Raw genomic sequence first — 26,065 nt, 5'->3', positions numbered from 1 at the left:
TCACCGTACGCACACCCTCGACGCCGTGCGAGCGCCGCCCACACGAAGCGGCGCCATTGCTCGTCGAACGAATAAGCGCCATGTCCTGCGATGAACTGCCTCGCAGCGAGCCGCTGCGCGAACCGGGTGAAACGGAACAGCGGACCTTCAAGGTGCGCGTGGAGCCGCTTGGCCGCACCTTCGATGCCCCCGATTCGCTGACCGTGCTGGAAGCGGCCGGCTTCGCGGATCTGTATTTGCCCCGTATGTGCCGCAACGGAACATGCCGCACGTGTCTGTGCAGGCTGGAGTCGGGACGCGTGCGCTACACGGTCGAATGGCCCGGCGTCAGCGCCGAAGAAAAAGTCGAAGGCTACATCCTGCCTTGCGTGGCGATTGCGCAGAGCGATCTCGTGATCGACGCGCCCGAAGCGGCCGAGGTTTCGCCGGCACGGCGCTGAACCCGCGCGCCGCTCGAACGTGCCGTCGCCGCTCAGCGCGGACGCTAGTTGATGGGCGCGAACCGCGGCACGCTCTGCCCTTCGTGCTCGATCATTTCAAAAAACACCGATGCGGGTCGCGTCCAGATCGTGCCGTTCGCGGCGCGATAGACGATCATCGTGACGCTCGGGTCCGATTCGAGTGTCGCCTCGCAGATCAATTCGTAAATGCCGCCTTTGTAGTGTCGATAACGCACGGTCACGGTTGAGTCCTCGAAGATGGATCGATTGCGAACGTCACAGTGAAACGAGGCAATGCAGAACGCCGCTCGCGTCAACTCGCGCTCTCTTTCATCTGCTTCAGGTGCTTATAGACGGTTGCACGTCCCATGCCAAGCACGTTCGCGACATAGTTCGCCGAACTCTTGCCGCGAAACGCCCCTTCCGCGTAGAGCGCCTCGACCAGCTCGCGCCGATGTTCGCGCGTGAGCCCATTCAGGCCAATCTGGCGGTCGCGCAGCCAGCCGTGCAGGAACGTGTTGATGCGCTCCTGCCAGTCGTCGCGGAACAGCTCCTCTGGCTGCGCGACGACACCCGCGCCCTTGATGAACAGATCGAGCGTCGAGCGAACGTCCTCGAACACCGCGATGTTGAAGTTGATGCACATCATGCCCGCGGGCTGACCGTTGTCGTCGAACAGCACGTTGCTCACGCAGCGCATGCGGCGGCCGTCCCAGTTCAGCTTTTCGTACGGGCCGATCACGCGCTCGCGCGCGGAGTGCTCCGTCTCTTCGAGCGCGGACTCGTCGCCGATCTCCCGCTTCGACAGGTTGTTCGCGAGATACAGCACGGTCTGGTCGTGCAGGTCGTGAATCACGACTTCCGCGTACGGAAAGAACAGCGCGGCAATGCCGTCCGCGATGGGCGCGTAACGGGTCAGCAGCAGGTCCTTGACGGGTGACGTTTTCTTCTTGCGCATCGGCGGGCAGTGGTTTCGCAGTGTCGCTCGTGATGCCGCTGCGTCGCGCGGTGCATTCGACGTCGAGCGGCGGCTGACCGACATTGTAGCTATTGCGCCTCGCCTCGACGACGCAGCAGATGACGATACAGCGCGTTGGCCATCGCGACGTCCTCGAGCCCGAGGCCGATCGAGCGGAAGAACGCGTGGCGTTCGTACGCGGGCGTTGCGCACTCGCCTGTCAGCAGCGACGGCAGATCGCCCTTCACCTGCGCCGACGACCAGCCGTGCTGCGCGGCCGCCAGCTTCATCTCGCCGGCGCTGGCGGGCGTCGTCGCGCGATAGTCGCAGTAGACGTCCATCTGCGGCAGCCAGGCCGGGTCGATTTCGTGCGCATTCGCGGCGTTCGTGCTGATCGACGTGATCAGCGCGGGCTTCGTCAACGCGTCGCGCGGCAGCACGGGCGCGCCCGACGACGTGCACAGCATCACCACGTCGGCATCCCGCACGCATCCCTCGACGCTCGCGCTGATCTCGACGCGTGCATCGGCGGATAGCATCGCCGCGCGCCGTGCGCCGTTCGATGCAAGCGCGGGCGAATACACGCGAACCGACTCCCAGGCGCGCAGCGGCGCGACATGCCGCACGTGCGCGAGCGCCACGCCCCCCCGCGCCGACGACGGCCAGCCGCGTTGCATCGGCGCGCGCCAGCTGGTCCACGGCGAGCGCCGTCGTGCCCGCCGTGCGCTCGGTAGTCAGCAGCGCCGCGTCGCACCACATCAGCGGCTGGCCGGTTTCCATCGACATCAGCGCCGTCCACGCGGTGATGATGGGCGCGCCGCCCGTCACGATGTACGGCGAGAGCTTCGCGCCAAACACCTTCGAATCGGCGAGCGCGCCGAGATAGGCGATGAAATCGCCGGCGCCGTGCGGAAAGAGCGTCAGCGTCTGCGGCGGCTGCACGGCATCGGCGCGAGCGAGCGCGCGAAACATCGCCGCCAGCGCGCCGCGCACGTCGAGTGCGGGCAGCGCTTCGCGGACAGCCTGTTCGTCGACGGCGAATGGCAAGGCGGAATTCATCGGTTCATCTCCAGAGGCGACGCGCGGCGCGTCGATACGGTTGTCGGGTGGGGCAATCCAGCTTGAGCACTTGATCGGATGCGACTCGTTTTGTGGATTTATAGTCTACTTGAGACTTTATCGGCGTGGACAAAAAATCTCGTTCGATGTGCCCGCGAGCCTGCGCCGACGCTCGCTTCATCGCATGATTTCCCGGTCTTTCCCGCTTGCATCAAGCGTTCGTACAGTGCGGAACGGTATTTTTGATCACTGGACTATCGTATTCCCTATAGTCCATACTGGACTTTCAGTCTATATTTCTTCGTGCGCCCACCGTAGCGCATGACCCGATCACCCACGACAGGAACCGTCATGAAACTGAAGCTCTCTTTCGCTGCCGCCGTCCTCGCGATCACGGCGGGCGCCGCCTGCGCGCAAGCGTCCGACACGCTGCGTTTCGGCATCGAAGCCGCCTATCCTCCGTTCGAAAGCAAGACTGCGTCGGGTCAGCTCGAAGGCTTCGACGTGGACGTCGGCAACGCCGTCTGCGCGAAGATGAAAGTGAAGTGCGTGTGGGTCGAGAATTCGTTCGACGGCCTGATTCCTGCGCTGCAGGCGCGCAAGTTCGACGTGATCAACTCGGCGATGAATATCACGGCCAAACGCAAGGAAAGCATTGCGTTTTCGCCGGCTATCTACATCGTGCCCATCGTGATGGTCGCGAAGCACGGCTCGGGTTTGCTACCCGATGTGAAGAGCCTGCAGGGCAAGCGCGTCGGCGTGCTGCAGGGTTCGTCGCAGGAAGATTTCCTGAAGAAGCACTGGGCGAATGCGGGCGTGCAGGTCGTGTCGTATCAGGATCAGGACCAGGTGTATGCGGACCTCGTCGCCGGTCGCCTGGATGCCGCCGTGCAGGAAGCGCAGACCGTGCAGGAAGGCTTTCTCAGCAAGCCTGCGGGCGCGGGCTACCAGATCGTCGGCGAGCCGCTGAAAGATCCGTCGACGCTCGGCGAAGGCACGGGCTTCGGCTTGCGCAAGAGCGACAAGGCGTTGCAGGCGAAGATCGACGCGGCGCTCGCCGAGCTGAAGAAGGACGGCACGCTGAGCGCGCTGTCGCAGAAGTACTTCAAGCGCGACATCATCGCGAAGTGATACGCTGCCGAAGCCGAACGGCAGGCGAGCCGGCATCCGCATGCGAGCGCTGCGTCGGGTGCCTTCAGTGTCACGCTCGTTCTGGCTTCGTCAATCAGGAGAATCGGGCAACGTGATGGATTTCGACGTCATCGTGCTGGGGGCGGGCATCGTCGGCGTGTCGTCGGCGCTGCATCTGCAGGATCGCGGACGGCGCGTCGCGCTCGTCGACCGGCGCGCGCCCGGCGAAGAGACGAGCTTCGGCAACGCAGGCCTGATCGAGCGCTCGTCGGTCGTGCCGTACGGCTTTCCGCGCAAGCTCGGCACGCTGCTGCGCTATGCGCGCAACCAGTCGACGGATCTGTACTGGGACTACAAGGCGCTGCCCGCGTACGCAACGTGGCTCGCGCGCTTCTGGTGGGAATCCGCCCCGCAGCGGCTCGCGGCCGCGGCGCGCGACATGATGCCGCTGATCGGCGCGTGCGTCGACGAGCACGACAAACTGATCGCGCGCGCGGGCGTCGGCGGGCTCGTGCACGACGGCGGCTGGATCGAGGCATTCCGCACGCGGGCCGCGTTCGATCACGAAGCGCGTGCGTCGGAACAGGCCGTGCGCGAGCATGGTTTGCACGTGAGCGTGCTCGACGCCGCCGCACTGCGCGCGCGCGAGCCGGGCGTGGGCGAAGGCATCTGCGGCGCGATTCACTGGAAAGACCCGAAGAGCGTGACGAATCCGGGCGCGTTGGTAAAGGGCTATGCGCGCCTGTTCGAAACGGGTGGCGGCACGTTCCTGACGGGCGATGCAGCGACCCTGCGCGCATCGGGCGACGCGTGGACCGTCTCCACGCACCAAGGCGAGATCAGCGCGAAGCAGGTCGTGCTGGCGCTCGGCCCGTGGTCGGACACCGTGTTCGAGCCGCTCGGCTATCGCATTCCGTTGCGCGCGAAGCGCGGCTATCACATGCACTACCGGCCCACGCGGCAGACGCTGTCCGTGCCGATCGTCGATACGGAACGCGGCTATGTGGTCGCGCCGATGGAAGGCAACCGCCTGCGTCTGACCACGGGCGTCGAGATCGCGCAGCGCGGCGCGCCGCCGACGGGCATTCAGCTCGAACGCATCGAGCCGCTCGCTCGCGCGACGTTCGGTCTCGGCGAGCGCGTCGACGCCGAGCCGTGGCTCGGCATGCGGCCCTGCACGCCGGACATGCGTCCCGTGATCGGCGCTGCGCCGCGGCATCGCGGGTTGTGGTTTGCGTTCGGCCACAACCATCATGGGCTCACGCTCGGGCCCGTGAGCGGCCGGCTGCTCGCCGAACTCATGACGGGCGAGACGCCTTTTACCGATCCGGCGCCGTATCGGGTGGAGCGGTTCGTCTAAGCCGCAGCGATCGGCGCGTGCGCTTCGCGCCCCGCCCCTCCCTGCTCCACTCGAAACGCCGCCGTTCATTCGCTCAACCGCTGCGCATCGTCGGCATGTGAAGCCGCCGTCGCGACGTTCTCCTCGACGAGCGTCGCATTCTGCTGCATCACCTCATCCGTCTGCGTGACGGCGAGGCTCACTTCCTTGATGCCGTTGCTCGGATGCTGCGACGCCGCCGCCGATTTCGCCGACGATCTTCGCGACGCGCGAAATCGCCGCTCTGATGCCACGGATCGTTTCGCCTGCGCCCGTCGCGATCTCTTCGCGCGTTCGCATCCGCAATCAGCACGCCGATTTCCTTGCCCAACGCCCCCGAACGCCTGCATCCCCTCAGCCCGGCGCGTGCATGAAGTACAGCAGCAGCGACAGCGACACGAGCGAGCCGACCGTCGACAGCAAAATCGTCTGCGACGTGATGTGCGCCTCACGCCGGTAGAACTCGGCCAGCATGTACGGCCCCGTGCCCGTCGGCAAGGCGGCGAGCAGGACGGCCATGTCGACCATCGGCGCGGGCAGCGCAACTACGCGTGCGGCGATCCACCATGCCAGCGCGGGCTGCGCGATCAGCTTGATCGCCGTCAGCACCAACGACGTCAGCGGCTCGCTCGCCGCTTCCTTCGCCGGCCGCTTTTCGGCGAGGAAGAGCCCGAGGCTCACCAGCGCGCACGGGCTCGCCGCGCCGCTCAACAGCTTCAGGAACGTCTCGACGCTCTGCGGCAACGATACGTCAGCGCCCGCCGCCAGCACGCCGAGAATCGGCGAGGCGATCAGCGGATTCTTCAACAACCGCCACAGCACCTTCGCCCCGAGCTTGTGCGGCGCGCGCTCGGTCTGCAGGCCGATTTCGATCAGCACGATCGCCAGCGCGAACAGCACACACGCGACGAGGATCGTCGCGATCGTCGTCGGCGTGAGACTCGCCTTGCCGAACGCCAGCAACCCGAGCGGAAAACCGATGTAGCCCGTGTTCGGATACGACGCAGCGATGGCGTCGACGCTGGCATCGGCAAGATGCCGCCCGCGCGCGAGGCGCACGGCCAGCACTACGGCGAACACGCCCGCGCAGGCAATCGAAAACGTCGCGATGAAGGCGGGCTGATCGAGTTGCCGCCATGTCGAATGGGCCATCGTGTCGAACAGCAGCGCGGGCAGCGCGAGCCAGACGACGAAGCGGTTCAGTTCCGATGCGGCCGTCGGGCCGAGCAGGTCGCGGCGGCGGCAAAAGAAGCCGGCGAAGATCAGCGCGAAAACGGGCAGCAGAATTTCAAGCGTAGAGAGCATGGCGGCGCCGTGACGGGTTGCGGGAGCGGATGCATAAGCGAATCGGGAAGCGCCCAAGCGTAAGCGTTTCCGGCGATACAATCCAATGCTGAATCCGGCCTTCGACCATACCTTTTTTGCATCATGCTCGACGTCAAACCGCTCCGTTATTTCGTCACGCTGGCCGAAACGCGGCACTTCGGCCGCGCGGCCGCGCGCCTCAATCTGTCGCAGCCGCCGCTCAGCCGGCAACTGGCGGCGCTCGAAGCGTCGCTGGGTGTCACGCTGATCGAACGCAGCCCGCGCAGCGTCACGCTCACGGCCGCGGGCGAACGCTTCTACGCGGACGCCAAGGCGATCCTCGCATCGATCGAACAGGCGGCGCGGCAGGCGCGCGCGGCAGCCGTCGGCGACAGCGGGCAGTTGACCATCGGCTTCACGATGTGCGCCGCCTACAGCGTGCTGCCTGCCTACGCGCGCGCCTATGGCGACGCGTATCCGGACGTGACGCTGAACCTGCGCGAAGTGGTGTCGAACGATCTCGCGCCGCAGGTGCAAAGCGGCCAGATCGACGCGGCGATCATGTTTCCAGGCGCGCCCGACAAGGCGCTCGACACGCGCGCGATCTTCACGGAGCCGCTGTGCGTCGCGCTGTCGCGCAATCATCCGCTCGCCCGCGCGCGGCGGCTCGATGTCGCGCGGCTCGCGCGCGAGCCCTTTGTGATGGCATCGGAAGCCGTCGCGCCGAGCCTGCGCGCGACCATCGTCGATCACTGCGCGCGGGGCGGCTTCGCGCCCGACGTGCGCTTCGAGGTGCAGTTACAGCAAACGGTGTTGAGTCTCGTCGACGAAGGCGTGGGAATCGCGCTCGTGCCGAAGTCGATGAGCCGCGCGCAGCTGGCAGGCGTCGTGTTCAAGCCGCTCGCCGACGCGCCGTTGATTTCCCAGATGCTCGTGTGGTCGCCCGCGAACCGCAATCCGTGTCTGGCGCGGTTCCTGGCTTTGGCCAACTGAAGGAGGATGCGCGCCCGCGTCGGCAAGTGGGCGCGCACACAGGGATCGCAGAGGGATCAGAGAAACGCGCGGTCGCGCGCCGCCGCGTTCGACGCCCGCGCAATGCGTTCGCTGCGCTCGACCATCGCGCCGAACAGCAGACCGATCACGGCCCACATGATTGCCTGCATGCCGAGCGCCGTGATGCGGAACTTCCACAGCACGACGGCTGGGAACGCTTCGGGTACTTCGTTGACCGTCGGCAGCGCAAGCTGGATCGCAGCGATGATCGCGACGAACACCATGCCGCCGGCGATCGACGCATTCCACTGCCCGAGCCGCGGCAGCAGATGCTTGCGCACTTTCATCGAGAACACCATCACGACGAGCGACGTGACGATCATCAGGAAGAACAGGCCCGTGCGTGAGCCGATCGTCTCCGGATCGCCGACCGACGGCGGATTGGCCGGATACTTGAGAGTCGGGACCAGCACGACGGCAACAAACGCGCCGACTGCGAGCCACGCCGACAACGCGCGCGCGCCGATCCGCCCGACGCGCCCGTACAGATACGCGAACGTCAACGCGAACAGTCCGCCGAACGCCATGCCGTAGGCGACCACGCCCGTCAGCAGACCGAGGCCCGCCTGCGTGCCGCGGCTGACGATTTCTTCTTCATGCTCGCCGGCGTGCTCCGCCGCATGCGTTTTTTCTTCGAGCGAGATCGCCGTTTCGACGAGCGGCTCGCCCGCGACGCGCGCGAACGCGAACGTGAGCAGGCCCGCGACGATGCCTGCGAGCATGCCTCGCATCAACAACTTGCCAACCATGGTGATGACTCCCTTACGCGATCAGTGGCAAGGAAAGCCGAGCAGATGGCGGCCGTCGTGCACGAACTCGTGCACGTACATGCCGGGAAACAGCGACGTCGCGCCCTGTTCGGCGCCGACGAAATAGAGCGCGAGCAGCATCAGCAGGCCGCCGAAGATCACCCACGGCAGCAGTTCGCGCAGCGGAACGGGCGTGATGGCGGGTTGATCGGCCTCGCGGGCGTGGTCGAACACGGTGTCGTTCATGGCGAACATCTCCTGGGGTTGCGCGCCCCGATAGTCGATTGATGAGGGAAGTCGAAGCTTGGGTCTGGCTTCCGGCTCGTATGCTGCACATTCGTGATGCATTCACCGCCGATTACAGTGGCGCGACCGCGCCGGGCTTGCACCGGCTTCCGCGCTTCGAGTGGCGACTATTCTACGCGCTAAACTGCGATTCTTTCCTGCTGCCCTGCTTCTTCCTGGATGGTCTTTGCTCGATCTTGCTATGCCTTCCCGCTTCGCTCCTTCTTCCCGACCACGAGCCGCCGATGCGCATACGTCTGTTGATGATCAGCCACCCGGCGACTGCCGCGCAGCGCAAGGGCACATTTCCCGACGGCGACGATCCCCTCGATGCGCGCGCCGTCGAAGAAGCGGCAGCATGTCGTGCTGCAAACGCGGATTGGCTCGCCGCCGAGGCCGCGTTCGCGAGTCCCGCACGATGCGCAACGGAAGCGGCGCGGATATTCGGATTCGCCGCCGTCACGCGGGAGCCGGCCCTGGCTGATGCGGACTACGGACGCTGGCGCGGCCGCCGCCTCGTCGACATCGCGCGCGACGAACCCGACGCGCTCGCCGTCTGGACGCGTGATCCGTCGGCCGCGCCGCACGGCGGCGAATCGTTCGATGCGTTGACGCGGCGCGTCGGCGGCTGGCTCGACGCGCTTTCCGAGCACGGGCATCGCGGCACGCTGATCGCCGTCACGCATGCGCCCGTGATCCGCGCCGTGCTCGTGCACGTGCTGCACGCGCCGTCGACAGCGTTCACGCAAATTGACGTCCCGCCCCTCGCCATCGTCGAATTGCAGCGCGGCGAGCGAGGCTGGACGTGGCGGGCCACGGCCCCGCACGCGTCTCCGCATGCGCCCCCTCATGCGCCCCCTCGCACGCCCTTTCCGACGCCCGACGCCTGAAGCACGCGGCGCGCGCGAAGCGCGAACAGTCATCCGCCCGCGCGCTCACAACGCGGGACACGACAACACCTGCTGCGGATTGAGCGCCGTGCCCGGCAAGCCGTTCGCCGCGGGCGTGCCCTGCATCGGCGTGGCGATCAGGCGCACGGCGTCCGTGCCCGCGCTCGCGAGCACGTAACGCTCGGGGCGCCCCTGCGGCTGCCAGTACGCGCGATAGGCCCCGCCATCCGATAGCACATGCAACGTGCCCGGCACGGTCTTGCCGCCCGCGATGAAATCGACGGGCTCGCCGTCGCGCAACGCAAAGCCGCTTGCAGCCGGCACGCCAGATGCAGCCGACGCAGCCGGCCCGCCCGCACCCGACAGCACACCGCAGGATCCATCGCCCGTTGCGGCGATCGCCAGTTGCGCGACGGTCCATACCGTGAGGGGCGCCATCGTTCTGAATGTCATTGGATGCCTCGTGTCGGCTGAAAGCTCAGGCGTGGTGAGTCCGCCAAGCGCGATTTGCAAAGCGCGGGTTGCAAACGGCATACCACCGCCCGCGATCTGCGAGCGCCGCGAAGCCGCGCGAATTTTGACCGCCTGGCAACGCGCTTTTTGATGTGCGATAAGAGTTGGGTTCCTATCCAGCGTTCACCGAAAAGAGGCAACCGATGGCCACGCTCGAAGCGTTTCGCACCGTGCTCGACGATGCACGCACGCCCGAGATCATTCGCAATCACATCATTGATTCGCTGCAATATGCGCTGCGCAATCATGGGCAGATTTTCACGTCGAAGGAAGTGGAATGGCTCGCGAAATGGGACGACGCGCGCATTCCGCTCGCCGCTGCTCGCGAACTGCAAAAACGCATGACGCACGAAGCGGAATGAACGCCCGTGGACAGGTAGGCCCGCCGCGCCGCCCGTCGAACTGGATTGCTCCCCACAAGCGGGCAAACGGAAGTTTGTGCTACACAAGGCCCTGTTTTTAGGGCATAATATTGCTACAGCAGCACTCTGCCATTTCCTTCCGGCACCTTCTTAACCGCAGCGCGTTCTACCGGTTTCGCCGGTTTTCAGCTTCACCGCTGCATGGATTGCGTCTCTGCCGTCCCCGCCGCCGCGCAATGTCGGGCAGCGGTAACCCGGCGGTCATCGTCACTTCGGCCATAGTTGAACCCGACCAGGTGACATTCGTCATGCGTTCGGTGCCTGTGCGGCATCAGCGTATTTCTCCATCGGTACCGCGTCGTTCGCGGCTGCGTTCGGGTCCACGCGTAGGACTCGCGCCAAACCATTTCCATTGCGGCGTGCGCGAACGTGCCCGCCGCCGGCTGCCTTGCTGTTGCGTCGCTCGTGATGCGCGCGCGCCGGCAGCCTGTATCACAGGACTTTGCACATGACTCAAGGCATCAAGACCTACAAAGGTTACGAAATTCATCCGCTCGTCTATCCGCGCCGCACGTCGAGCGGCGTTACCCATCGCAATTCGCTCGATAGCGGCTACGACGCATCGGTGCGCATTTGCCGCGTCGGCGCGAAATCGATCGACGACGGCCGCGTCTTCCGGCTCGCGCACTTCCGTCCGTTCGAAGGCGCGGGCAAGGCCCGCATGGCGTGCATGGAACACGCAACCAACGTGATCGACGGTCACGTCGACGGACAAAGCGTCGCCGATCTCTGATCGCGTGCGTCCCGCCGTGTGGCATGGGACGCGCTTCACGGCTTCACCCGCATCGCCGCGGCAGCGCTTGTGCTGCCGCGCAAGATATGCTGCGCGCCGCGCGCAGCCCGTTCCCTCAACGACCCAGGAGTTTGCATGGCGAAAGAAGAACTGATTGAACTGGACGGCATCGTCGACGAAGTGCTGCCTGACAGCCGCTACCGCGTGACACTGGATAACGGTGTCGTCGTGGGCGCGTACGCTTCGGGCCGCATGCGCAAGCATCACATCCGTATCCTCGCGGGCGACCGCGTCACGCTCGAATTGTCGGTCTATGACCTGACCAAGGGACGCATCAACTTCCGTCACAAAGACGAACGCAGCAGCGGCACGGCAATGCGCCGCCGCTGACGCGCGAATAATCGACGCGTGTCGAGTCCGTTGCGCAGAGCGCGACACGCAACACAGATCTGCGAAAGAGACGCGGCATGTGCAATGCATGCCGCGCGGCTCGTTTCCGGCAATTCCCTGCGCTTCATTCCCTGCGTTTCACTCGCTGCGGCTCCCCCCGCAATTCATATCCCGTCGTTCACGCCCTAAACACAGCAGCCACATCGTCACTCGCGCCCGGCTGCATGCGTGTTATCACGCGCTCTTCCAGCTCCGCAAGATGCGCGCGCATGGCCTCGAGCGCGACGGACAGAACGCCGTCACTGAGCGCGTCGATCAGTCGGGCATGTTCGTCGGCTGAGCAGGTCGTGCCCTTCGACGGATCGTAAAGGGCCTTGTACAGTTCCGTCTTCGCGACGAGTTGCGCGACGAACGCTTCGAGTTCCGCGCTGCCCGCGAGCTGCGTCAGCAGCACGTGAAACCGGCCCGCGAGCCGCACCTGCTCGTCGATGCGGCCATCTTTCAGGGCCTTTTTCTCGCTCGCGACATGCGCCTTCAGCAGCCGCTTGTCCTGCGCCGACAGCGCGCCGCATAGCGCGGTGACGATGCCCGCCTCGACGACCTGCCGCGCGCGATACACCTGCCGCACGTCCTCTTCCGACGGCGACGGCACGAACGCGCCGCGATTCGCTTCGAGCACTAGCTTGCCTTCGAACCCGAGCCGCGCGAGCACCTTGCGCAGCGCGCCCCGTGTGCAGCCGAACGCGGCCGCGAGATCGCGCTCGACGAGCTGCGCGCCCGGGCGCAAGCGCCCTTCGAGCAGCGCCGTGGTGATCGACGCGTAAATGCGCGCTTCGACGCTATCTTCGTCGGCGGCGGGCGGCGGTGTGGTCGGGCGTGTGGCCATGTCGTTCGTACGGTTGAGACGGGCTGGGTGAGCGGCCGTATTGTAGCGACGGCCGGCGGCGCGCGCACGACGCCCAAAAGTGTTCACACGAATACCCGTCATAGTTTCCTGCGGGATTGTGGTTAACCAATTTAGTTAATATGGTTAACCATACGCTTTACAACCCACAAGGCCCTCCCGTGAATCCCACTCCCGGCACCGACTCCGTCCGCCCCATCCATCTCTCGCAGCGCGCTGCCACCTCGGGTTTGGCCTCGGCAGACGTGGCGTGGCTGGCGGCGATCGTCGCGATCGGCATCAATCTGCGGCCGCTGCTGACGTCCGTCAGCCCGCTGATGACGACCATCCGCGCGGCGACGGGGCTGAGCTTTTCGGGCGCATCGCTGCTGACCAGCTTGCCTGTCGTCGCGATGGGGCTCGGCGCGTTCGGGGCGGGCATGCTCACGCGCGTGCTCGGCGAGACTCGCGGCGTCGCGCTGGGACTGCTCGCGATTGCCGTCGCCTGTGGCGCGCGCCTTGCCGCGTCGAGCGGAGCCGCGCTGCTGGCGACCGCGCTATTGGCGGGAATCGGCGTCGCGGCCATTCAGGCGCTGTTGCCCGGCGTGATGAAGCAATGCTTCCGCGCGCGGGTGCCACTCGCGATGGGCCTTTTCTCCGCGTCGATCATGGGCGGCGGCGGACTCGGTGCCAGCCTGAGTCCGGTTGTCGCGAAGGCGTCCGGTTCCTGGCACGCGGGTCTGGCCCTGTGGGCCGTGCCAGCCGCGCTCGCGTGCGCTGGCTGGTTGGCGCTGCAGCGTCGCGCGTGCCGTCCGGACGACGCCGCCACGGCGCCAGCGTCCACGCCGGCATCCGCACCTGCGCCGCCAGTCGCGATGTGGCGCAAGCGCCGTGCGTGGGCGCTCGGCCTGCACTTTGGCCTCGTCAACGGCGGCTACACGACGCTGGTCGCGTGGCTGCCCGCCTACTATCAGCAGCGCGGCGCGAGCGTCGCCCATAGCGGCTCGCTTCTGGCGGCCATGACCGTCTTCCAGGCCGCAGCCGCGCTGTTGCTGCCGCTCGCCGCCGCGCCCTTCCGCGATCGCCGGCCGTGGCTCGTCGCGGGACTGGCCGCGCAACTGACGGGCATCGTCGGATTGCTCGCGTATCCGGACGACGCGCCGCTCGCGTGGGTGGCGATCGCGGGCGCGGGCCTTGGCGGCACGTTCTCGTCACGCTCGACGCGCTCGATCATGCCGACGATCACCGCGTTGCCGGCAGGCTGGTCGCGTTCATGCAAGGCGTCGGCTTCATCGTCGCGGCGATGTCTCCCGTCGTCGCCGGAAATCTGCGCGACCTGACGGGCAGCTTTTCGGCCGCGTGGATCATGCTCGCGTCGTGCGTGTCGGCGATGATCGCGCTGACATTCGCCTTCTCGCCGCACAGCTACGGCAGATGGCTTAGCTCGCGGTAATCGGCATCGCGCCGTAGACGCGCACGGCGCGCGCGTCAAGCCGGTGCAACACGCGGCGTCTTGCACTGTCGCAGTGCGCGAGGCCGTCGTCACATCCTGCCGTCAGATCCGAGCGCCCGCGCGACGCCCTTGATCGCAGGCGCAAACCACATGGCACGCAAGTTGCGTGCACCGCGCTTGCTCCTTGCAACGACGCACGGCAGCGACAAACGGCCGACGCCAAACGCGTCAGCCAACGCAAATGAACAAGGCGGGCCGCCGCGCGCGGGCCGCCCGAGTCGGGCAATGACGTTCGACGTTCATCGCATCGGGCCACGCGGTCCGGTCACGAGACGACGCCATCACTACGATCATGAGCGAACCCCGACACGACATCGCCGGCCGCGCCGCAACCGGCATCTGCATGCCCGGCGCATCGCCGGCGCGACCCATGAATCTGCACAACCCGCTCCACCCGACGCCGGACCATTCATGCTGCGCGTCTTGCTCGTAACCGACACCGACAAGCCGATCGGCGAGCTGCGCGACGCGCTCGCGAAGCTCGGCTACGACATGCTCGCCGCGACGGCTTCGCCGCATGCGCTGCACAAGGCCGTCGAGAGCCAACGGCCCGATGTCGTCATCATCGATACGGAATCGCCGTCGCGCGACACGCTCGAACAGCTTGCCGTCATGAACGCGACGGCGCCGCGCCCCGTGCTGATGTTCAGCAACGACGCAAACCAGCAACTGATCCGCGATGCCGTCGGCGCGGGCGTGACGGCGTATCTCGTCGAAGGGCTCGCGACAGAGCGCCTCGCGCCGATTCTCGAAGTGGCGCTCGCGCGCTTCGCGCAAGAATCGCAATTGCGCGAGCGGCTCGCCCAGGCCGAAAGCGAACTCGCGGAGCGCAAGCTGATCGACCGCGCCAAACGCCTGCTGATGGACTCGCAAAAGATGACCGAACATGCCGCCTACGCGGCGATGCGCAAGCGCGCGATGAACCAGGGCGTGAAGCTCGCCGAGATCGCGCGCCAGATGGTCGCCGCCGCCGACTTGCCAGATTGAAGCGCTGCTCATGAACACTCCCGCTCACCTCTCTTCTTCCCCCGAATCGGGCAAGCTCGAAAAGACGCACTTGCGGCTTGGCTTTGTCGCGTTGAGCGATGCCGCGCCGCTCGTCGCCGCGAAGCTGCTCGAATTCGGCCACGCGCACGGACTGACCATCGAGTTGCTGAAGCAGCCGTCGTGGGCCGCGATACGCGACAAGCTGCTATCCGGCGATCTCGATGCCGCGCATGCGCTCTATGGTCTCGTCTACGGCGTGCAACTGGGGCTGGGCGGTCCGCAGACGGACATGGCCGTGCTGATGGTGCTCAACCGCAACGGCCAGGCGATCACCGTGTCGAACCGGCTCGCGGCCGCGCTCGACGAGCACCCGACGTTGCCCGCCGCGCTCGCCACGCTCGGTCACAAACCCGTTTTCGCGCAGACCTTCCCGACGGGCACGCACGCGATGTGGCTGTATGCCTGGCTCGCGTCGCAAGGCGTGCATCCGTTGCGCGATATCGAAAGCGTCGTGATCCCGCCGCCGCAGATGGTCGAGGCGCTCGAACAGGACCGGCTCGACGGCCTGTGCGTCGGCGAGCCGTGGAATGCCGTGGCGCAGGAACGCGGCGTCGGCAGGACGATCGCGTACACGAGCGAGGTGTGGGCCGATCATCCCGAGAAAGTGCTGGCGAGCCGGCGCGATTTCGTCGAGCGCTATCCGAACACGGCGCGCGCGCTCGTGCAGACGATGCTCGAAGCGTGCCGCTGGCTCGATGGCGACGAACATCGCATGGAAATCGCCCGCTGGCTCGCCGCCGATGCGTTCCTTGGCGTGCCTGCTGCGTCGATTGCGCCGAGACTGCTGAACGCCGGCGCCGACGATCGCCGCAGGCCAGTGCGATTTTTTGAGGACGGAGCGGTAAATTATCCGCATCCGTCTGAGGGTGCCTGGTTTTTCGAGCAGTACGCGCGCTGGAAAATGACCGATTGGCGCAGCGATTTCCTGCAGATTGCGAGCGAGGTGAATCAGACCGCGCTGTATCGCCAGGCGGCCGCCACGGTGGGCGTCGGCGTGCCCGCGCAGCCGCCTGTTGCAAGGCTGATCGACGGCGCCTCCAGCCCGGGCGGGCAAACGTGATGCCGATTGCGTTGCGCTGATGCGCAACCGGCGGGCCAGCTTCGACCGGTTTGCGCCCCCACGCCGAGTGCGCTAAGGTGACCGTCACGCGACGCAGCGCCGCGCATTTCGCGCGTCACGCTGGAGCGCCGCCCGCCCGAGGCTGCTCATGGCTGACACCGATAACGAACTGTCCGCTCCGGATTCCACCACTGTCGCGCCACAGCAATTCTCGCTCGACGTCCTGCTGGAAAAATACGCAAAAGGCGACGAACGGACAGCCGATGACGTGTACCGCCGCGTCGCGCGCGGCGTCGCGCTCGCCGAGCCCGAAAGCTTGCGCCCCGCCATCGAAGCGCGCTTCGTCGAGAACCTGCAGAACGGCGCGCTCGGCGCGGGCCGCATCATGAGCGCGGCGGGCGCGGGCATCGCGGCGACGTTGATCAACTGCTTCGTGCAGCCTGTCGGCGATGCCATCCAGGGCGTCGACGAACAAGGGCTGCCCGGCATCTATGTGGCGCTGCTGCAGGCGGCCGAAACGATGCGGCGCGGCGGCGGTGTCGGCTACAACTTCTCGGCGATCCGGCCGCGCGGCGCGCGCGTCAAGACAACCAGCTCGTCGGCGTCGGGGCCGTGCAGCTATATCGACGTGTTCGATGCCTCGTGCCGCACCGTCGAGAGCGCAGGCTCGCGGCGCGGCGCGCAGATGGCCGTGCTCGACTGCACGCATCCCGATCTGCTCGAGTTCATCGAAGCCAAGCATTCGAAAGGCCGCTGGAACAATTTCAATGTCTCCGTCGCGGTCACCGACGAATTCATGCGCGCCGTCGAAGCCGATGACATCTGGCAACTCGTGCATCGCGCGGAGCCGACGCCCGCGCTGCGCGCCGCCAACGACATGCGCCAGCGCGACGACGGCATGTGGATCTACAGCGAGCGCCGCGCGAAGGATATCTTCGATCGCATCATGCGTTCCACTTACGACATCGCGGAACCGGGCGTCGTGTTCATCTCGCGGATGAACGACGACAACAATCTGCGCGCCGTCGAAGCGATCCGCGCGACCAATCCGTGCGGCGAGCAACCGCTGCCCGCGTACGGCTGCTGCAATCTCGGTCCGCTGAACCTCACGCGCTTCGTGATCGATCCGTTCGCGCAGCGGCGCGGCGGCACGCCGTCGTTCGACTGGGACGCGCTCGCGCAACGCACCCGCACGCATGTGCGCTTCCTCGACGACGTGCTCGACGTGACGCTCTGGCCGCTGCCGCAGCAATACGACGAGTCGCGCGCGAAGCGGCGCATCGGCGTCGGCTTCACGGGCCTCGGCGATACGCTCGTGATGATGGGCCTGCGCTACAACTCGCAGGAAGGGCGCGACTTCGCCGTGCGCATCGCGCGGCTGATGCGCGACGAAGCGTATCGCGCGTCCGTCGAACTCGCGCGCGAGCGCGGCGCGTTCACGCTCTTCAACGCGAAGCAGTATCTGGAAGAAGGCACGTTCGCGTCGCGGCTGCCCAACGACATCAAGGACGCGATCCGCAAGCACGGCATCCGCAACAGCCACCTGCTGTCGATCGCGCCGACGGGCACCGTCAGTCTCGCGTTTGCGGACAACGCGTCGAATGGCATCGAACCGGCGTTCTCGTGGACCTACACGCGCATGAAGGTGATGGCCGACGGCAGCCGCGAGCAGTTCGCCGTCGAAGACCACGCGTACCGGCTGTATCGCGAGCTTGGCGGCGACGTCAGCCGTCTGCCCGATTATTTCGTCAGCGCGCTGGAGATGTCAGCGCGCGACCATCTGGACATGATGGCGGCCGTGCAGCCGTACATCGACACGTCAATATCGAAGACCGTCAACGTCCCCGCCGACTATCCGTTCGACGCATTCGAAAGCCTCTATTTCGACGCGTGGAAGGCCGGGCTCAAGGGACTCGCCACGTATCGGCCAAACGAAACGCTCGGCGCCGTGCTCAGCGTGTCGCGCGAGCCGGCCGCGACGGCCGACGATGCGCTCGCGGAAGTCGACCTCGACCCGTTGCGCATCGCGATCGATCATCGGCCGAAAGGCGAGTTGCCCGCGATCATCGAGAAAGTGGAATACCTGACGGCAGGCGGGAAGAAGTCGCTGTATCTGGCCGTGTCGTTCATCGAAGTGACGGGGCGCGTTGGCGGCGAGGAAGTGACGATCGAGCGCCCCATCGAGTTTTTCATTCCCGCCGGACAGCGCGACGAGTCGCAGCAATGGATCACCGCGACCATGCGCTCGCTGTCACTCGCCGCGCGCGGCGGCTTCGTCGCGCGCAATCTGCAGGACTTGCGCAAGGTGTCGTGGGATCGCGGACAGGTGCGGCTCGGCGAAGTGCAGCGGATGGATGGGCACCGTTCACCGCGCTGGCACGATTCGGAAGTCGCGGCATTGGCGTATGCGCTTCAGCAGATTTTGCACCGCCGCGGCTTTCTCGATGCCGAAGGCAACCAGGTGCCGTCGCGCCTGCTCGCGCGCTTGCCGCACGGCCAGGCGAATCAGAATGCATCGACTGCGGACAATGCGCTATCGACCATCGACGACACCACGGAAGCAGCACGCGGCGCGCAGGAACTGCGCACGATGCACGGCCGTACCTGCGGCAACTGCGGCGCACATGCGGTCATCCGGAAGGACGGCTGCGATTTTTGCACCGCGTGCGGGGAGATCGGCGCGTGCGGTTGAGCGGCGCGCCTTGCAGACGTTAGCTCAGTCCGAAATCGCGGCGGCTCGCAGGAAAGCCGCCGCTGGCGGGCGGAAACACGCACCATGAGCCGTCATCGTGCCGGAAGAACACGAACGAGTACAGACCGGCCACATGCGTCGCCTCGATACAGACATAGCGCCATGAATTGCTGCGCGAATGACCAAACCGCGTGACGCGGATGCATTCGCGCGAAGCGGAACCCAGCCACTTTTCAACCTGACCGCGCAGCGATCTTTCCCGAGCGCCCATCACCTTCTCCATCGCCACCCTTCGGCTTTCGGCCGCACGGGCGCATGCTTCACTTGCACAACCCGTCAGCGCGTGCCGCAATCGATATCGATCGTCATCGCGTTCAGATAAGCGTTTTCGATGACGTGCCGCACGAGTGCCGCGAACTCGTCCGCGTTACCCATGCGGCGCGGGAACAGCATCTTCTCGATCAATCCGTCCGACACCTTCGCGGGCATGCCCGCCGACATGCCCGATTCGAACAGGCCTGGCGCAATCGACACCACGCGGACACCGTATTCGGCGAGGTCGCGCGCGATTGGCAACGTCATGCCGATCACGCCGGCCTTGCTCGCGCTGTAGGCGGCCTGCCCCATCTGCCCGGCGCGCGCCGCCCCCGACGACGTGTTGACGATCACGCCGCGTTCGCCCGTCGCGGCCGGCTCGTTGCGCGTCATGGCGAGCGCTGCGTGGCGGATCACGTTGAACGTCCCCGTCAGGTTGACGGCGAGCACCCGGTTCCACAGATCGAGCGGAAACAGTTGGCCTTTCGAAATCGTCTTGCACGGGCCGAGCACGCCCGCACAATTGACGGCGACGTGGACCCCGCCATGGAGCGACACGACGGCATCGATCGCCGCCTGCACACTTGACTCGTTCGCGACATCGACGGCAATACCCGTTATATCGGGGCCGAGCACGTCATCGAGCTTGCGCTGGTCCAGATCGAACCCGACCACTGTCGCTCCCGCCACCCGGAGACCCTTGCAGGTCGCCAGACCGAGTCCCGATGCCGCGCCTGTCACGACTGCCACCTTGCCTCGCAGATCCATTCGTTATCCTTCAGTTCAGCTGGTTGTTCACCGACACCATCGCGACAGGCGAGCAAGCTCAGAAGCGGTGCGTCATACCCAACGCCACGAGTTCCTGCGACGCATTCGGCCCGCTTGCCACGACGCCCGGCCAGCTCATCATCGCCGCGCCGTTGTTCTTCATGTAGCCCGCGCGCGCGTAGAGCGTTGTGCGCTTGGACAGGTTGTGATCGGCGCCGACCTGAATGCCCAGCGTGTTGTCATGCACGCCGCGCGCCTTGCGCTGGATACCCGCAATCTCAAACGTATCCGCGGCGGTGGCCTGGACCGTCGCGCCGACTTCCGCGATGCTGTACGAGTTCGCTGCACCCAGCCTGGCAGCGAGAGAACCTGCGGGCGCATCGATCGAACGGTTGTAGGTGTAGTTGGCCTGCAGATTGACGATGCCGAAGCGATACGCGAGCGCGCCCGTGAAGCGCTCGGTCGACATCAGATTGAGGGCGCCCGGCAGTCCCGGCAGCGTTTCAGTGCCGCCGTGCTGCTTCTGGTACGCAACGCCGACGAATGCGCCCGCCCCCGCATACGTCACGGCGAGGTCGAACATGTTGCCCGTAGAGATGGGCACCGGCTGGGACGACGTGGCCGCGAAACCGTACATCGCATACAGCTTCACGCCGCCCATGACGGGCGACTGATAGACGATCGAGTTGCTGCTGCGGCCCGTTGCGGCGATAGTGGCGATCGTGTGCCTGTCGAGCGTACTCGCGGCCGCCGACAGCGGCGACATCACCTCGTTGCCGCGGAACGGATCGGTGGGATAAACGGCCCAGAACGTGGGCTGATACTGGCGCCCGAACGTAAGCGAACCGTAGTCGTCGTGCGTGACGCCCACCCACGCCTGACGATAGAACAGCGATGAGCTGTCGACGAAGAACCCACCGTTATTGATCGTGTAGCCGTTCTCGAGCTGGAATGCCGCTTTCAGACCGCCGCCCAGATCTTCGCTACCCTTGAGCCCGAAGTTCGAGCCGCTGTTGCCGCCGCTGCGCTCCGAAAAACCATGCAGCGCGCCGTTACCCAGATACTGGACGAACACGTCTGCTACGCCATACAGCGTCACGGACGACTGCGCCGCGGCGCCTCCCGCCGCGATCAGCAATGAAGCACCGCAAATACTTTTCCCAACCCAACGCATGCATGTCTCCTTCATTTTTTTTTCGCGCCTCTAAGGGCACCGATCGTGCAATTTCATGCGTGATCGCAATCCGAACTCAGGCTCACATCCAGGCCTTGCGATCTTCAGAATGACCAGGCGTCGAACCGAAGCGACTGATCGTTTTTAGCGAGAGGATTGAGAGCAATACGACTGATCTGCTCTCTTGATGTACGGCACTTGAATGACCGCACAACTCCCGCACGACAAAGAATAGGCGCGGTCGTTTTGCGTTTCCCCCCCTCAAGAATAGGGGGCGTCGCAGGTATTGCTGCTCTCTATCATTGGCTCGACGAAATGGATCAGGACAACCAATGACATCGATAAAAAAAGGCCCGCTTGCCGGGCTCAAAGTGCTGGAAATAGCCGGAATCGGGCCCGGTCCGTTTTGCGGCATGCTGTTCGCGGATCTGGGCGCGGATGTCGTCGTGGTCGAGCGCCTCGAAGCGGATAAATCGGACGCCAATGCACTGGATCTCGGCAATGTGCAACTCGCGAATCGCGGCAAGCGCTCCGTCGCAGTCGACCTGAAAACGCCTGAAGGCGTCGATACGGTGCTGCGGCTCGTCGAACATTGCGACGCGCTGGTCGAAGGCATGCGTCCGGGCGTGATGGAGCGTCTCGGGCTCGCTCCCGATATCTGTCTGCAACGTAATCCGCGGCTCGTCTACGGGCGCATGACGGGCTGGGGCCAGCATGGTCCCCTCGCGCATGCCGCCGGTCACGATCTGAACTACATCGCCCTGTCGGGTGCGCTCTGGTATGCGGGGCAACCGGGCGAGGCGCCCCTCACACCGCCCAGTCTCATAGGCGATGTCGGCGGTGGCGCGATGTACCTTGCCGTCGGTCTGCTGGCGGGCATCCTGAACGCGCGCGCGACAGGCACGGGACAAGTTGTCGATGCGGCGATCGTCGATGGCAGCGCGCACATGATGTCATTGCTGCTGGCGCTGCAGGCATCCGGTCAAATGCGCGCGCAACGCGGTCAAAGTCTGCTCGACGGACCGCACTGGTACAACACCTATCGCTGCGCCGACGGTGCATTTATCTCCGTCGGCTCGCTGGAGCCGAAGTTCTATCGGGAGTTGCGGGAAAAGTTAGGCCTCGAAGCCGACGGCGCGTTCGACAAACCCTATGACCCGCGCGCGTGGCCGCAACTGCGCGAGCGCTTTGCCACGCTGTTCGCGAGCCGCAGTCGCGCCGAATGGTGCGCGCTGCTCGAAGGCACCGACGCGTGCTTCGCGCCCGTCCTGAGCCCGGACGAAGCAGCCGATCATCCGCATTTGCGAGCGCGCGGCGTCTATACACGCGAAGGCGGCGCGTTACAGCCGAACCCCGCGCCGCGATTCTCGGCGACGCCCGCGGGCGCGCCCGGTCCGATCCCGCGCCGCGGGCAGCATAACGACGCCGTGCTGCGCGACTGGGCCAACGGCTGATCCGCAAATGCCCCGCGCCTCTCGCCCATCCCACCCGACATCTATCAACGCGGGCCCACCATGACAGACATGACGAACGCATTTCTGACCGAACAGCAGACGCTGATACGCGACACCGCGCGACGCGTCGCGAGCGAAATTGTCGGCCCGACGGCCGCGAAGCGCGACCTGGAATCCGCGTGGCCGCGCAACGAACTTCGGGCGCTCGCCGAACTTGGATTTCTGGGCATGCTGATTCCCGAGCAATATGGCGGCACGGGCGCGAGCGTGCTCGACTTCTGCGTGGCCCAGCATGAGTTCGCCAAAGTCGACGCCGGGCTCGCGACCATCGTCCACGTGCACAACTTCACGGCGATGTGCATTGCCGAACATGGCAGCGACGAGCAGAAGCAGCGATACCTGCCTGCGATGGCAAACGGCACATCGATCGGCGCGTTCCTGCTGACCGAACCGCATGCCGGCTCCGACACCGCGGCGCTGCGCACAAGCGCGCGGCGCGACGGCGACCACTATGTGCTCAACGGCACCAAGCAGTTCATCTCGAACGGCAGCGAAGCGGGCGTCGGCATTGCATTCGCGATCACGGACAAGACGGCTGGCAAGCGCGGCGCCAGCACCTTCATCATCGACCCGAGCACGCCCGGCTACCATGTCACGCGCATCGAGAGCAAGCTCGGCCAGCATACCGCCCACACTGCGCAAATCGCGCTTGAAGACTACCACGCGCCGGCTGCGAATCTGCTTGGCGGCGAAGGCGACGGATATCGCACGGTCATGACCGGGTTGAGCGACGGGCGCATCGGCATTGCGTTTATCGCGGCGGGTGTGGCGCGTGCAGCGCTCGACGCGGCCGTCAAATATGCGCGCGAACGCGAAGCGTACGGTGCACCGCTACTGAAGCTCCAAGGCGTGGCCTTCGACCTCGCCGACATGGCAGCCCAGGTCGAGGTGGCGTGGCAATACTGTCTGCACGCCGCGCGCCTTCGCGATGCCGGCGTCGACTGCATCAAGGAAGCATCGATCGCGAAACTGTTCGCCAGCGAGATCGCCGAGAAAGTCTGTTCTGATGCGCTGCAGATACACGGCGGCTACGGCTATCTGACCGACTTCCCCGTCGAGCGATACTTGCGAGACGTACGCATCACGAAGATCTATGAAGGAACGAGCCACATCCAAAAGCTGATCATTTCACGTCATCTGGACTGACGCGAAACGGGCGCATCGCGCGTCGTTTGCAACAGAAAAAACCGCCGCGATTGCGGCGGTCGAATTGACGAGACGAAACTGCGCAAAAAGCGCCGCGCCCTACTGGCCGCAGGCTAGCTTCAGAAACGCCTGCACTTGATGTCCCGACTCGTCGTAGGCACGCGCGCTATTCCAGTTCGCGATCTCGCTAAAGTGTGCCGCAATGCCTTCCGGCGTCACATCCTGATCGGCGAGCAGCAGCGGTTCCGTCTCGACGATCGTCGCTGCCGCGAACGCACCCCCACCTGCCGCGATGATCGTCTTCGACGGCGCACCGTCGCTGGCGAGAAACAACACCGCGGGCGTCACGCGTTCCGGCTGGATACGCTGCAGCATGGCTTCCGGCAGGATGTCCGCTGTCATGCGCGTCGCGGCAACCGGTGCAATCGTGTTGATACGAATGTTGCTCTTGCGGCCCTCGGTAGTCAGCGCATTCATCAGGCCGATCACCGCCATCTTCGCCGCGCCGTAGTTCGCTTGCCCGAAGTTGCCATACATGCCCGAAGACGACGTCGTCATCACGATGCGTCCATAGCTCTGCTCGCGCATGATGTCCCACACGGCCTTCGAACAGTTGAAGGCGCCCATCAGATGCACGTCGAGAACAGCCTTGATATCGGCCATCTCGAGTTTCGCAAAGCTCTTGTCGCGCAGAATGCCGGCGTTGTTCACGAGAATGTCGACACGCCCAAACTCGGTCACCGCGCGTTTGACCATCGCTTGCACCTGATCGAAGTCGGCGACGTTCGCGCCATCCGCGATGGCCGCGCCGCCCGCCTTGCGAATCTCGTCAACCACGGCAAGCGCCGCTTCCGATGATCCACCTGTGCCGTCTCGCGCACCGCCGAAATCGTTGACGACGACCTTCGCGCCGCGCGCCGCAAACGCCAGCGCGTGCGCGCGGCCGAGGCCCGCACCGGCGCCCGTCACGATCGCGACCTTTCCGTCAAAGCGAATACTCATGCTTGAATCTCCAGACTTGTTGTCGTTAAAGCGAATTCAGGGGAAGAACCGCGTGATCTGCTCCGCGATGCAGGCGGGCTTGTCCGCGCCCTCGCATTCCACGGTCATCTCGACCTTCAACTGCGCGCCGCCGTGACTGATCGCCGTCCAGTCGATCAGCCGGAAATGCGCGCGCAGGCGACTGCCCACCGGCACGGGCGAAATGAAGCGCACTCTGTCGAGCCCATAATTCAGGCCGCTTTTCGTTTCCTTGATCTCGAAGGCGGTCGCGAAAAATGCCGGCAGCAGACTGAGCGTCAGGAAGCCGTGTGCGATGGTCCCGCCGAACGGCCCTTGCGTTGCGCGTTCGACATCGACGTGAATCCATTGATGATCGCCCGTCGCGTCCGCGAACTGGTTGACGCGCTGCTGATCGATCAGCAGCCAGTCGCTCACGCCAATCGATTCGCCGACGAGCGGCTGCAGATCAGCAATCTTCCCGAAACTCTTCATGCGTGGTTTTCCTTATGAAGCAGATCTTGTTGCAGTTGCGCTGCGCAAAACGCGTCGTGCGCGTCGCCGTTGCCGAACAATGCTTCAGCGACGACGGCACGCTTGTAGTAGTGGCCGACCTGGCATTCTTCCGTCATACCCATGCCGCCATGCAGCTGGATGGCTTGGGCGCACACGAAGCGCGCCGCGCGGCCGATCAGCGATTTCGCCTGCGACACGGCGCGCAGGCGCGCGGGCTCGTCGTCGTTTTCGAGCGATGCGATCAACGCGTAGAGCATCGAGCGGGCGATCTCCTTGTCCGCAGCCATGTCTGCGATACGGTGTTGCAGTACCTGGAAGCTCCCGATGGGCACGCCAAACTGCTTGCGCACTTTCAGATAGTCAGCGGTGAGTTCAATCGCCTTTTCCATTGCGCCGACGAGTTCCGCGGACAGCACAGCCGTCGCGTGCGCGAGGCCGTGTCGCAATGCCGTCAGGCCTTGGCCGGGCTCGCCCAGCACGGCGTCGCGCGCGATTTGCGCACGATCGAAGGTCAGTTCGGCGGCGAAGCTGCCGTCATGCAACGGCAACGCGCGACGCGTCAGGCCAGGCGTATCGGCATGTACCAGAAACAGCGTGATTCCGTCGGCATCGGGCGTCAGCGCCGACACGATGAAGACATCGGCGTCGGCGCCCCCGAGCACCAGCGTCTTGCGACCGTTGAGCGCATAACCATTCGCGACGGGCTGCGCGCGCGATTCGACCGGCTCGGCCAGGCCATGCGACTGTGGCTCGCTATACGCAAGCGCGAACTTGCGCGATCCATCGGCGACCGACGGCAGCCACGCCTCGCACTGCGACTTCGTGCCGGCCGCGAGCAGCGTTTGCGCAGCCAGGACCGCGCAGCCGAGCCACGGTTCCAGCACGAGGCCTCGGCCCAGTTCGCCAGCGATCAACACCGTGTCGATCAGCGTCCCGCCGAGCCCGCCGCACGATTCGGGCAGCGCCGCAGCCAGCCAGCCGTTCTCGGCGAAGGTCTGCCAATGCGCCGCGTGTGACGGCGAACGCGCTTTGATGAGTGCCGCGCGTGCATCGAAGCTATATTCCCTGTCGACGAAACGACGGACGCTGTCCTGCAGCAGTTGCTGCTCTGCATTGAGATTGAAGTTCATGA

28 protein-coding genes, 2 pseudogenes and 1 riboswitch are annotated in these 26,065 nt (G+C 65.4%); of the genes and pseudogenes, 15 read left to right on the top strand and 15 right to left on the bottom strand.

The window, feature by feature from the left end:
- Positions 1–80 precede the first annotated feature (80 nt).
- Complete coding sequence (locus tag H3V53_RS09935) at positions 81–440, top strand: 2Fe-2S iron-sulfur cluster-binding protein (RefSeq protein WP_336597804.1); 360 nt, start codon at positions 81–83, stop codon at positions 438–440.
- Positions 441–484: 44 nt separating this feature from the next.
- On the opposite strand, the gene H3V53_RS09930 is transcribed toward H3V53_RS09935, so the two are convergent.
- The 3 genes and pseudogenes from H3V53_RS09930 to H3V53_RS09920 all read right to left on the bottom strand — a co-directional run bounded on the left by H3V53_RS09930 (position 485) and on the right by H3V53_RS09920 (position 2,406).
- Positions 485–682 carry a DUF1653 domain-containing protein gene (locus H3V53_RS09930; protein ID WP_054927020.1) on the bottom strand — a complete coding sequence of 66 codons (198 nt, stop codon included), beginning with the start codon at positions 680–682 and terminating at the stop codon, positions 485–487.
- A gap of 71 nt (positions 683–753) precedes the next feature.
- Positions 754–1,398: a PAS domain-containing protein gene (locus tag H3V53_RS09925; protein WP_054927019.1), complete on the bottom strand. Its 645-nt coding sequence runs from the start codon at positions 1,396–1,398 to the stop codon at positions 754–756.
- 89 nt (positions 1,399–1,487) lie between these two features.
- Positions 1,488–2,406 (bottom strand): annotated as a pseudogene (locus tag H3V53_RS09920) (ornithine cyclodeaminase family protein).
- Between H3V53_RS09920 and H3V53_RS09915 the strand changes: the two are divergent.
- The 3 genes from H3V53_RS09915 to H3V53_RS09905 all read left to right on the top strand — a co-directional run bounded on the left by H3V53_RS09915 (position 2,305) and on the right by H3V53_RS09905 (position 4,948).
- A complete protein-coding gene (locus tag H3V53_RS09915) occupies positions 2,305–2,523 on the top strand; it encodes a hypothetical protein (RefSeq protein WP_336597820.1) in 219 nt (72 codons plus the stop codon). The pseudogene H3V53_RS09920 and the gene H3V53_RS09915 sit on opposite strands and share 102 nt — an antisense overlap.
- Before the next feature lie 285 nt (positions 2,524–2,808).
- The gene (locus H3V53_RS09910) at positions 2,809–3,588 is read left to right on the top strand and encodes an ABC transporter substrate-binding protein (protein ID WP_336597803.1); all 780 of its coding nucleotides are present in this window, start codon (positions 2,809–2,811) and stop codon (positions 3,586–3,588) included.
- Between the two features lie 115 nt (positions 3,589–3,703).
- Entirely contained in the window at positions 3,704–4,948 is a 1,245-nt protein-coding gene (locus H3V53_RS09905) for an NAD(P)/FAD-dependent oxidoreductase (protein WP_336597802.1), read from the top strand.
- Between the two features lie 65 nt (positions 4,949–5,013).
- Here the strand turns inward: H3V53_RS09905 and H3V53_RS09900 are convergent, their stop codons facing one another.
- On the bottom strand, positions 5,014–5,220 hold the full coding sequence (locus tag H3V53_RS09900; protein WP_336597801.1) for a hypothetical protein: 207 nt from the start codon (positions 5,218–5,220) through the stop codon (positions 5,014–5,016).
- Between the two features lie 100 nt (positions 5,221–5,320).
- Positions 5,321–6,271 carry an AEC family transporter gene (locus tag H3V53_RS09895; RefSeq protein WP_336597800.1) on the bottom strand — a complete coding sequence of 317 codons (951 nt, stop codon included), beginning with the start codon at positions 6,269–6,271 and terminating at the stop codon, positions 5,321–5,323.
- Positions 6,272–6,394: 123 nt separating this feature from the next.
- On the opposite strand from H3V53_RS09895, the gene H3V53_RS09890 reads away from it, so the two are divergent.
- Entirely contained in the window at positions 6,395–7,264 is an 870-nt protein-coding gene (locus H3V53_RS09890) for a LysR family transcriptional regulator (RefSeq protein ID WP_336597799.1), read from the top strand.
- Between the two features lie 56 nt (positions 7,265–7,320).
- Here H3V53_RS09890 and H3V53_RS09885 read toward each other — a convergent pair whose 3' ends face one another.
- Positions 7,321–8,073 carry a CbtA family protein gene (locus tag H3V53_RS09885; protein WP_336597798.1) on the bottom strand — a complete coding sequence of 251 codons (753 nt, stop codon included), beginning with the start codon at positions 8,071–8,073 and terminating at the stop codon, positions 7,321–7,323.
- 21 nt (positions 8,074–8,094) lie between these two features.
- Positions 8,095–8,319, bottom strand: coding sequence for a CbtB domain-containing protein (locus H3V53_RS09880; RefSeq protein ID WP_054927318.1), 225 nt, complete (start codon positions 8,317–8,319; stop codon positions 8,095–8,097).
- 44 nt (positions 8,320–8,363) lie between these two features.
- Positions 8,364–8,517, bottom strand: a riboswitch (cobalamin riboswitch).
- A gap of 86 nt (positions 8,518–8,603) precedes the next feature.
- Here H3V53_RS09880 and H3V53_RS09875 point away from each other — a divergent pair.
- On the top strand, positions 8,604–9,248 hold the full coding sequence (locus H3V53_RS09875; RefSeq protein ID WP_336597797.1) for a histidine phosphatase family protein: 645 nt from the start codon (positions 8,604–8,606) through the stop codon (positions 9,246–9,248).
- A 45-nt stretch (positions 9,249–9,293) separates the two neighbouring features.
- On the opposite strand, the gene H3V53_RS09870 is transcribed toward H3V53_RS09875, so the two are convergent.
- Positions 9,294–9,701, bottom strand: coding sequence for a hypothetical protein (locus H3V53_RS09870; RefSeq protein WP_336597796.1), 408 nt, complete (start codon positions 9,699–9,701; stop codon positions 9,294–9,296).
- 203 nt (positions 9,702–9,904) lie between these two features.
- Here H3V53_RS09870 and H3V53_RS09865 point away from each other — a divergent pair, with 203 nt between their 5' ends.
- The 3 genes from H3V53_RS09865 to infA all read left to right on the top strand — a co-directional run bounded on the left by H3V53_RS09865 (position 9,905) and on the right by infA (position 11,306).
- Positions 9,905–10,123 carry a hypothetical protein gene (locus H3V53_RS09865; RefSeq protein WP_054927076.1) on the top strand — a complete coding sequence of 73 codons (219 nt, stop codon included), beginning with the start codon at positions 9,905–9,907 and terminating at the stop codon, positions 10,121–10,123.
- Positions 10,124–10,631: 508 nt separating this feature from the next.
- A complete protein-coding gene (locus H3V53_RS09860) occupies positions 10,632–10,916 on the top strand; it encodes a hypothetical protein (RefSeq protein ID WP_054927077.1) in 285 nt (94 codons plus the stop codon).
- Positions 10,917–11,051: 135 nt separating this feature from the next.
- Entirely contained in the window at positions 11,052–11,306 is a 255-nt protein-coding gene (gene infA / locus H3V53_RS09855; RefSeq protein WP_054927080.1) for a translation initiation factor IF-1, read from the top strand.
- Positions 11,307–11,484: 178 nt separating this feature from the next.
- Here infA and H3V53_RS09850 read toward each other — a convergent pair whose 3' ends face one another.
- A complete protein-coding gene (locus H3V53_RS09850; RefSeq protein ID WP_336597795.1) occupies positions 11,485–12,192 on the bottom strand; it encodes a GntR family transcriptional regulator in 708 nt (235 codons plus the stop codon).
- 179 nt (positions 12,193–12,371) lie between these two features.
- Between H3V53_RS09850 and H3V53_RS09845 the strand changes: the two are divergent.
- From H3V53_RS09845 to H3V53_RS09830, 4 genes and pseudogenes are all read left to right on the top strand, one after another.
- Positions 12,372–13,642 (top strand): annotated as a pseudogene (locus H3V53_RS09845) (cyanate transporter).
- Positions 13,643–14,113: 471 nt separating this feature from the next.
- Positions 14,114–14,689 (top strand): ANTAR domain-containing protein, encoded by a 576-nt coding sequence (locus H3V53_RS09840; protein WP_054927190.1) that lies wholly within the window; start codon positions 14,114–14,116, stop codon positions 14,687–14,689.
- 10 nt (positions 14,690–14,699) lie between these two features.
- Complete coding sequence (locus H3V53_RS09835; RefSeq protein ID WP_336597794.1) at positions 14,700–15,809, top strand: CmpA/NrtA family ABC transporter substrate-binding protein; 1,110 nt, start codon at positions 14,700–14,702, stop codon at positions 15,807–15,809.
- 148 nt (positions 15,810–15,957) lie between these two features.
- Positions 15,958–18,501 (top strand): adenosylcobalamin-dependent ribonucleoside-diphosphate reductase, encoded by a 2,544-nt coding sequence (locus tag H3V53_RS09830; RefSeq protein WP_336597793.1) that lies wholly within the window; start codon positions 15,958–15,960, stop codon positions 18,499–18,501.
- Between the two features lie 19 nt (positions 18,502–18,520).
- Here the strand turns inward: H3V53_RS09830 and H3V53_RS09825 are convergent, their stop codons facing one another.
- The 3 genes from H3V53_RS09825 to H3V53_RS09815 form a co-directional block, all read right to left on the bottom strand.
- Complete coding sequence (locus tag H3V53_RS09825) at positions 18,521–18,772, bottom strand: hypothetical protein (RefSeq protein ID WP_336597792.1); 252 nt, start codon at positions 18,770–18,772, stop codon at positions 18,521–18,523.
- 65 nt (positions 18,773–18,837) lie between these two features.
- Positions 18,838–19,584 (bottom strand): SDR family NAD(P)-dependent oxidoreductase, encoded by a 747-nt coding sequence (locus H3V53_RS09820; RefSeq protein WP_336597791.1) that lies wholly within the window; start codon positions 19,582–19,584, stop codon positions 18,838–18,840.
- A gap of 58 nt (positions 19,585–19,642) precedes the next feature.
- On the bottom strand, positions 19,643–20,758 hold the full coding sequence (locus H3V53_RS09815) for a porin (RefSeq protein WP_336597790.1): 1,116 nt from the start codon (positions 20,756–20,758) through the stop codon (positions 19,643–19,645).
- Positions 20,759–21,090: 332 nt separating this feature from the next.
- Here H3V53_RS09815 and H3V53_RS09810 point away from each other — a divergent pair, with 332 nt between their 5' ends.
- Positions 21,091–22,212: a CaiB/BaiF CoA transferase family protein gene (locus tag H3V53_RS09810; RefSeq protein WP_336597789.1), complete on the top strand. Its 1,122-nt coding sequence runs from the start codon at positions 21,091–21,093 to the stop codon at positions 22,210–22,212.
- 60 nt (positions 22,213–22,272) lie between these two features.
- On the top strand, positions 22,273–23,418 hold the full coding sequence (locus H3V53_RS09805) for an acyl-CoA dehydrogenase family protein (protein WP_336597788.1): 1,146 nt from the start codon (positions 22,273–22,275) through the stop codon (positions 23,416–23,418).
- A 99-nt stretch (positions 23,419–23,517) separates the two neighbouring features.
- Here H3V53_RS09805 and H3V53_RS09800 read toward each other — a convergent pair whose 3' ends face one another.
- The 3 genes from H3V53_RS09800 to H3V53_RS09790 are packed head-to-tail and all read right to left on the bottom strand — an operon-like array spanning position 23,518 to position 26,063.
- Positions 23,518–24,420, bottom strand: coding sequence for an SDR family NAD(P)-dependent oxidoreductase (locus H3V53_RS09800; RefSeq protein WP_336597787.1), 903 nt, complete (start codon positions 24,418–24,420; stop codon positions 23,518–23,520).
- Between the two features lie 36 nt (positions 24,421–24,456).
- Positions 24,457–24,912, bottom strand: coding sequence for a MaoC family dehydratase (locus H3V53_RS09795; RefSeq protein WP_336597786.1), 456 nt, complete (start codon positions 24,910–24,912; stop codon positions 24,457–24,459).
- Complete coding sequence (locus H3V53_RS09790) at positions 24,909–26,063, bottom strand: acyl-CoA dehydrogenase family protein (protein ID WP_336597785.1); 1,155 nt, start codon at positions 26,061–26,063, stop codon at positions 24,909–24,911. The genes H3V53_RS09795 and H3V53_RS09790 overlap by 4 nt, the downstream gene beginning before the upstream one ends.
- Positions 26,064–26,065 lie beyond the last annotated feature (2 nt).

It is taken from the genome of Paraburkholderia bengalensis, assembly GCF_037126505.1.
Taxonomy (GTDB): Bacteria; Pseudomonadota; Gammaproteobacteria; order Burkholderiales; family Burkholderiaceae; genus Paraburkholderia; species Paraburkholderia bengalensis.
Note: the sequence above shows the minus strand (reverse complement) of the source record. Positions and strands in the feature narration are given on the sequence as shown.

Bases quoted from the DNA above. Each gene is read 5' to 3' on its own strand.
- H3V53_RS09935 (WP_336597804.1), top strand. From the start codon at position 81: ATGTCCTGCGATGAACTGCCTCGCAGCGAGCCGCTGCGCGAACCGGGT.
- H3V53_RS09925 (WP_054927019.1), bottom strand. From the start codon at position 1,398: ATGCGCAAGAAGAAAACGTCACCCGTCAAGGACCTGCTGCTGACCCGT.
- H3V53_RS09910 (WP_336597803.1), top strand. From the start codon at position 2,809: ATGAAACTGAAGCTCTCTTTCGCTGCCGCCGTCCTCGCGATCACGGCG.
- H3V53_RS09905 (WP_336597802.1), top strand. From the start codon at position 3,704: ATGGATTTCGACGTCATCGTGCTGGGGGCGGGCATCGTCGGCGTGTCG.
- H3V53_RS09895 (WP_336597800.1), bottom strand. From the start codon at position 6,271: ATGCTCTCTACGCTTGAAATTCTGCTGCCCGTTTTCGCGCTGATCTTC.
- H3V53_RS09890 (WP_336597799.1), top strand. From the start codon at position 6,395: ATGCTCGACGTCAAACCGCTCCGTTATTTCGTCACGCTGGCCGAAACG.
- H3V53_RS09885 (WP_336597798.1), bottom strand. From the start codon at position 8,073: ATGGTTGGCAAGTTGTTGATGCGAGGCATGCTCGCAGGCATCGTCGCG.
- H3V53_RS09880 (WP_054927318.1), bottom strand. From the start codon at position 8,319: ATGAACGACACCGTGTTCGACCACGCCCGCGAGGCCGATCAACCCGCC.
- H3V53_RS09875 (WP_336597797.1), top strand. From the start codon at position 8,604: ATGCGCATACGTCTGTTGATGATCAGCCACCCGGCGACTGCCGCGCAG.
- H3V53_RS09870 (WP_336597796.1), bottom strand. From the start codon at position 9,701: ATGACATTCAGAACGATGGCGCCCCTCACGGTATGGACCGTCGCGCAA.
- H3V53_RS09865 (WP_054927076.1), top strand. From the start codon at position 9,905: ATGGCCACGCTCGAAGCGTTTCGCACCGTGCTCGACGATGCACGCACG.
- H3V53_RS09860 (WP_054927077.1), top strand. From the start codon at position 10,632: ATGACTCAAGGCATCAAGACCTACAAAGGTTACGAAATTCATCCGCTC.
- infA (WP_054927080.1), top strand. From the start codon at position 11,052: ATGGCGAAAGAAGAACTGATTGAACTGGACGGCATCGTCGACGAAGTG.
- H3V53_RS09850 (WP_336597795.1), bottom strand. From the start codon at position 12,192: ATGGCCACACGCCCGACCACACCGCCGCCCGCCGCCGACGAAGATAGC.
- H3V53_RS09840 (WP_054927190.1), top strand. From the start codon at position 14,114: ATGCTGCGCGTCTTGCTCGTAACCGACACCGACAAGCCGATCGGCGAG.
- H3V53_RS09835 (WP_336597794.1), top strand. From the start codon at position 14,700: ATGAACACTCCCGCTCACCTCTCTTCTTCCCCCGAATCGGGCAAGCTC.
- H3V53_RS09830 (WP_336597793.1), top strand. From the start codon at position 15,958: ATGGCTGACACCGATAACGAACTGTCCGCTCCGGATTCCACCACTGTC.
- H3V53_RS09825 (WP_336597792.1), bottom strand. From the start codon at position 18,772: ATGGGCGCTCGGGAAAGATCGCTGCGCGGTCAGGTTGAAAAGTGGCTG.
- H3V53_RS09820 (WP_336597791.1), bottom strand. From the start codon at position 19,584: ATGGATCTGCGAGGCAAGGTGGCAGTCGTGACAGGCGCGGCATCGGGA.
- H3V53_RS09815 (WP_336597790.1), bottom strand. From the start codon at position 20,758: ATGCGTTGGGTTGGGAAAAGTATTTGCGGTGCTTCATTGCTGATCGCG.
- H3V53_RS09810 (WP_336597789.1), top strand. From the start codon at position 21,091: ATGACATCGATAAAAAAAGGCCCGCTTGCCGGGCTCAAAGTGCTGGAA.
- H3V53_RS09805 (WP_336597788.1), top strand. From the start codon at position 22,273: ATGACAGACATGACGAACGCATTTCTGACCGAACAGCAGACGCTGATA.
- H3V53_RS09800 (WP_336597787.1), bottom strand. From the start codon at position 24,420: ATGAGTATTCGCTTTGACGGAAAGGTCGCGATCGTGACGGGCGCCGGT.
- H3V53_RS09795 (WP_336597786.1), bottom strand. From the start codon at position 24,912: ATGAAGAGTTTCGGGAAGATTGCTGATCTGCAGCCGCTCGTCGGCGAA.
- H3V53_RS09790 (WP_336597785.1), bottom strand. From the start codon at position 26,063: ATGAACTTCAATCTCAATGCAGAGCAGCAACTGCTGCAGGACAGCGTC.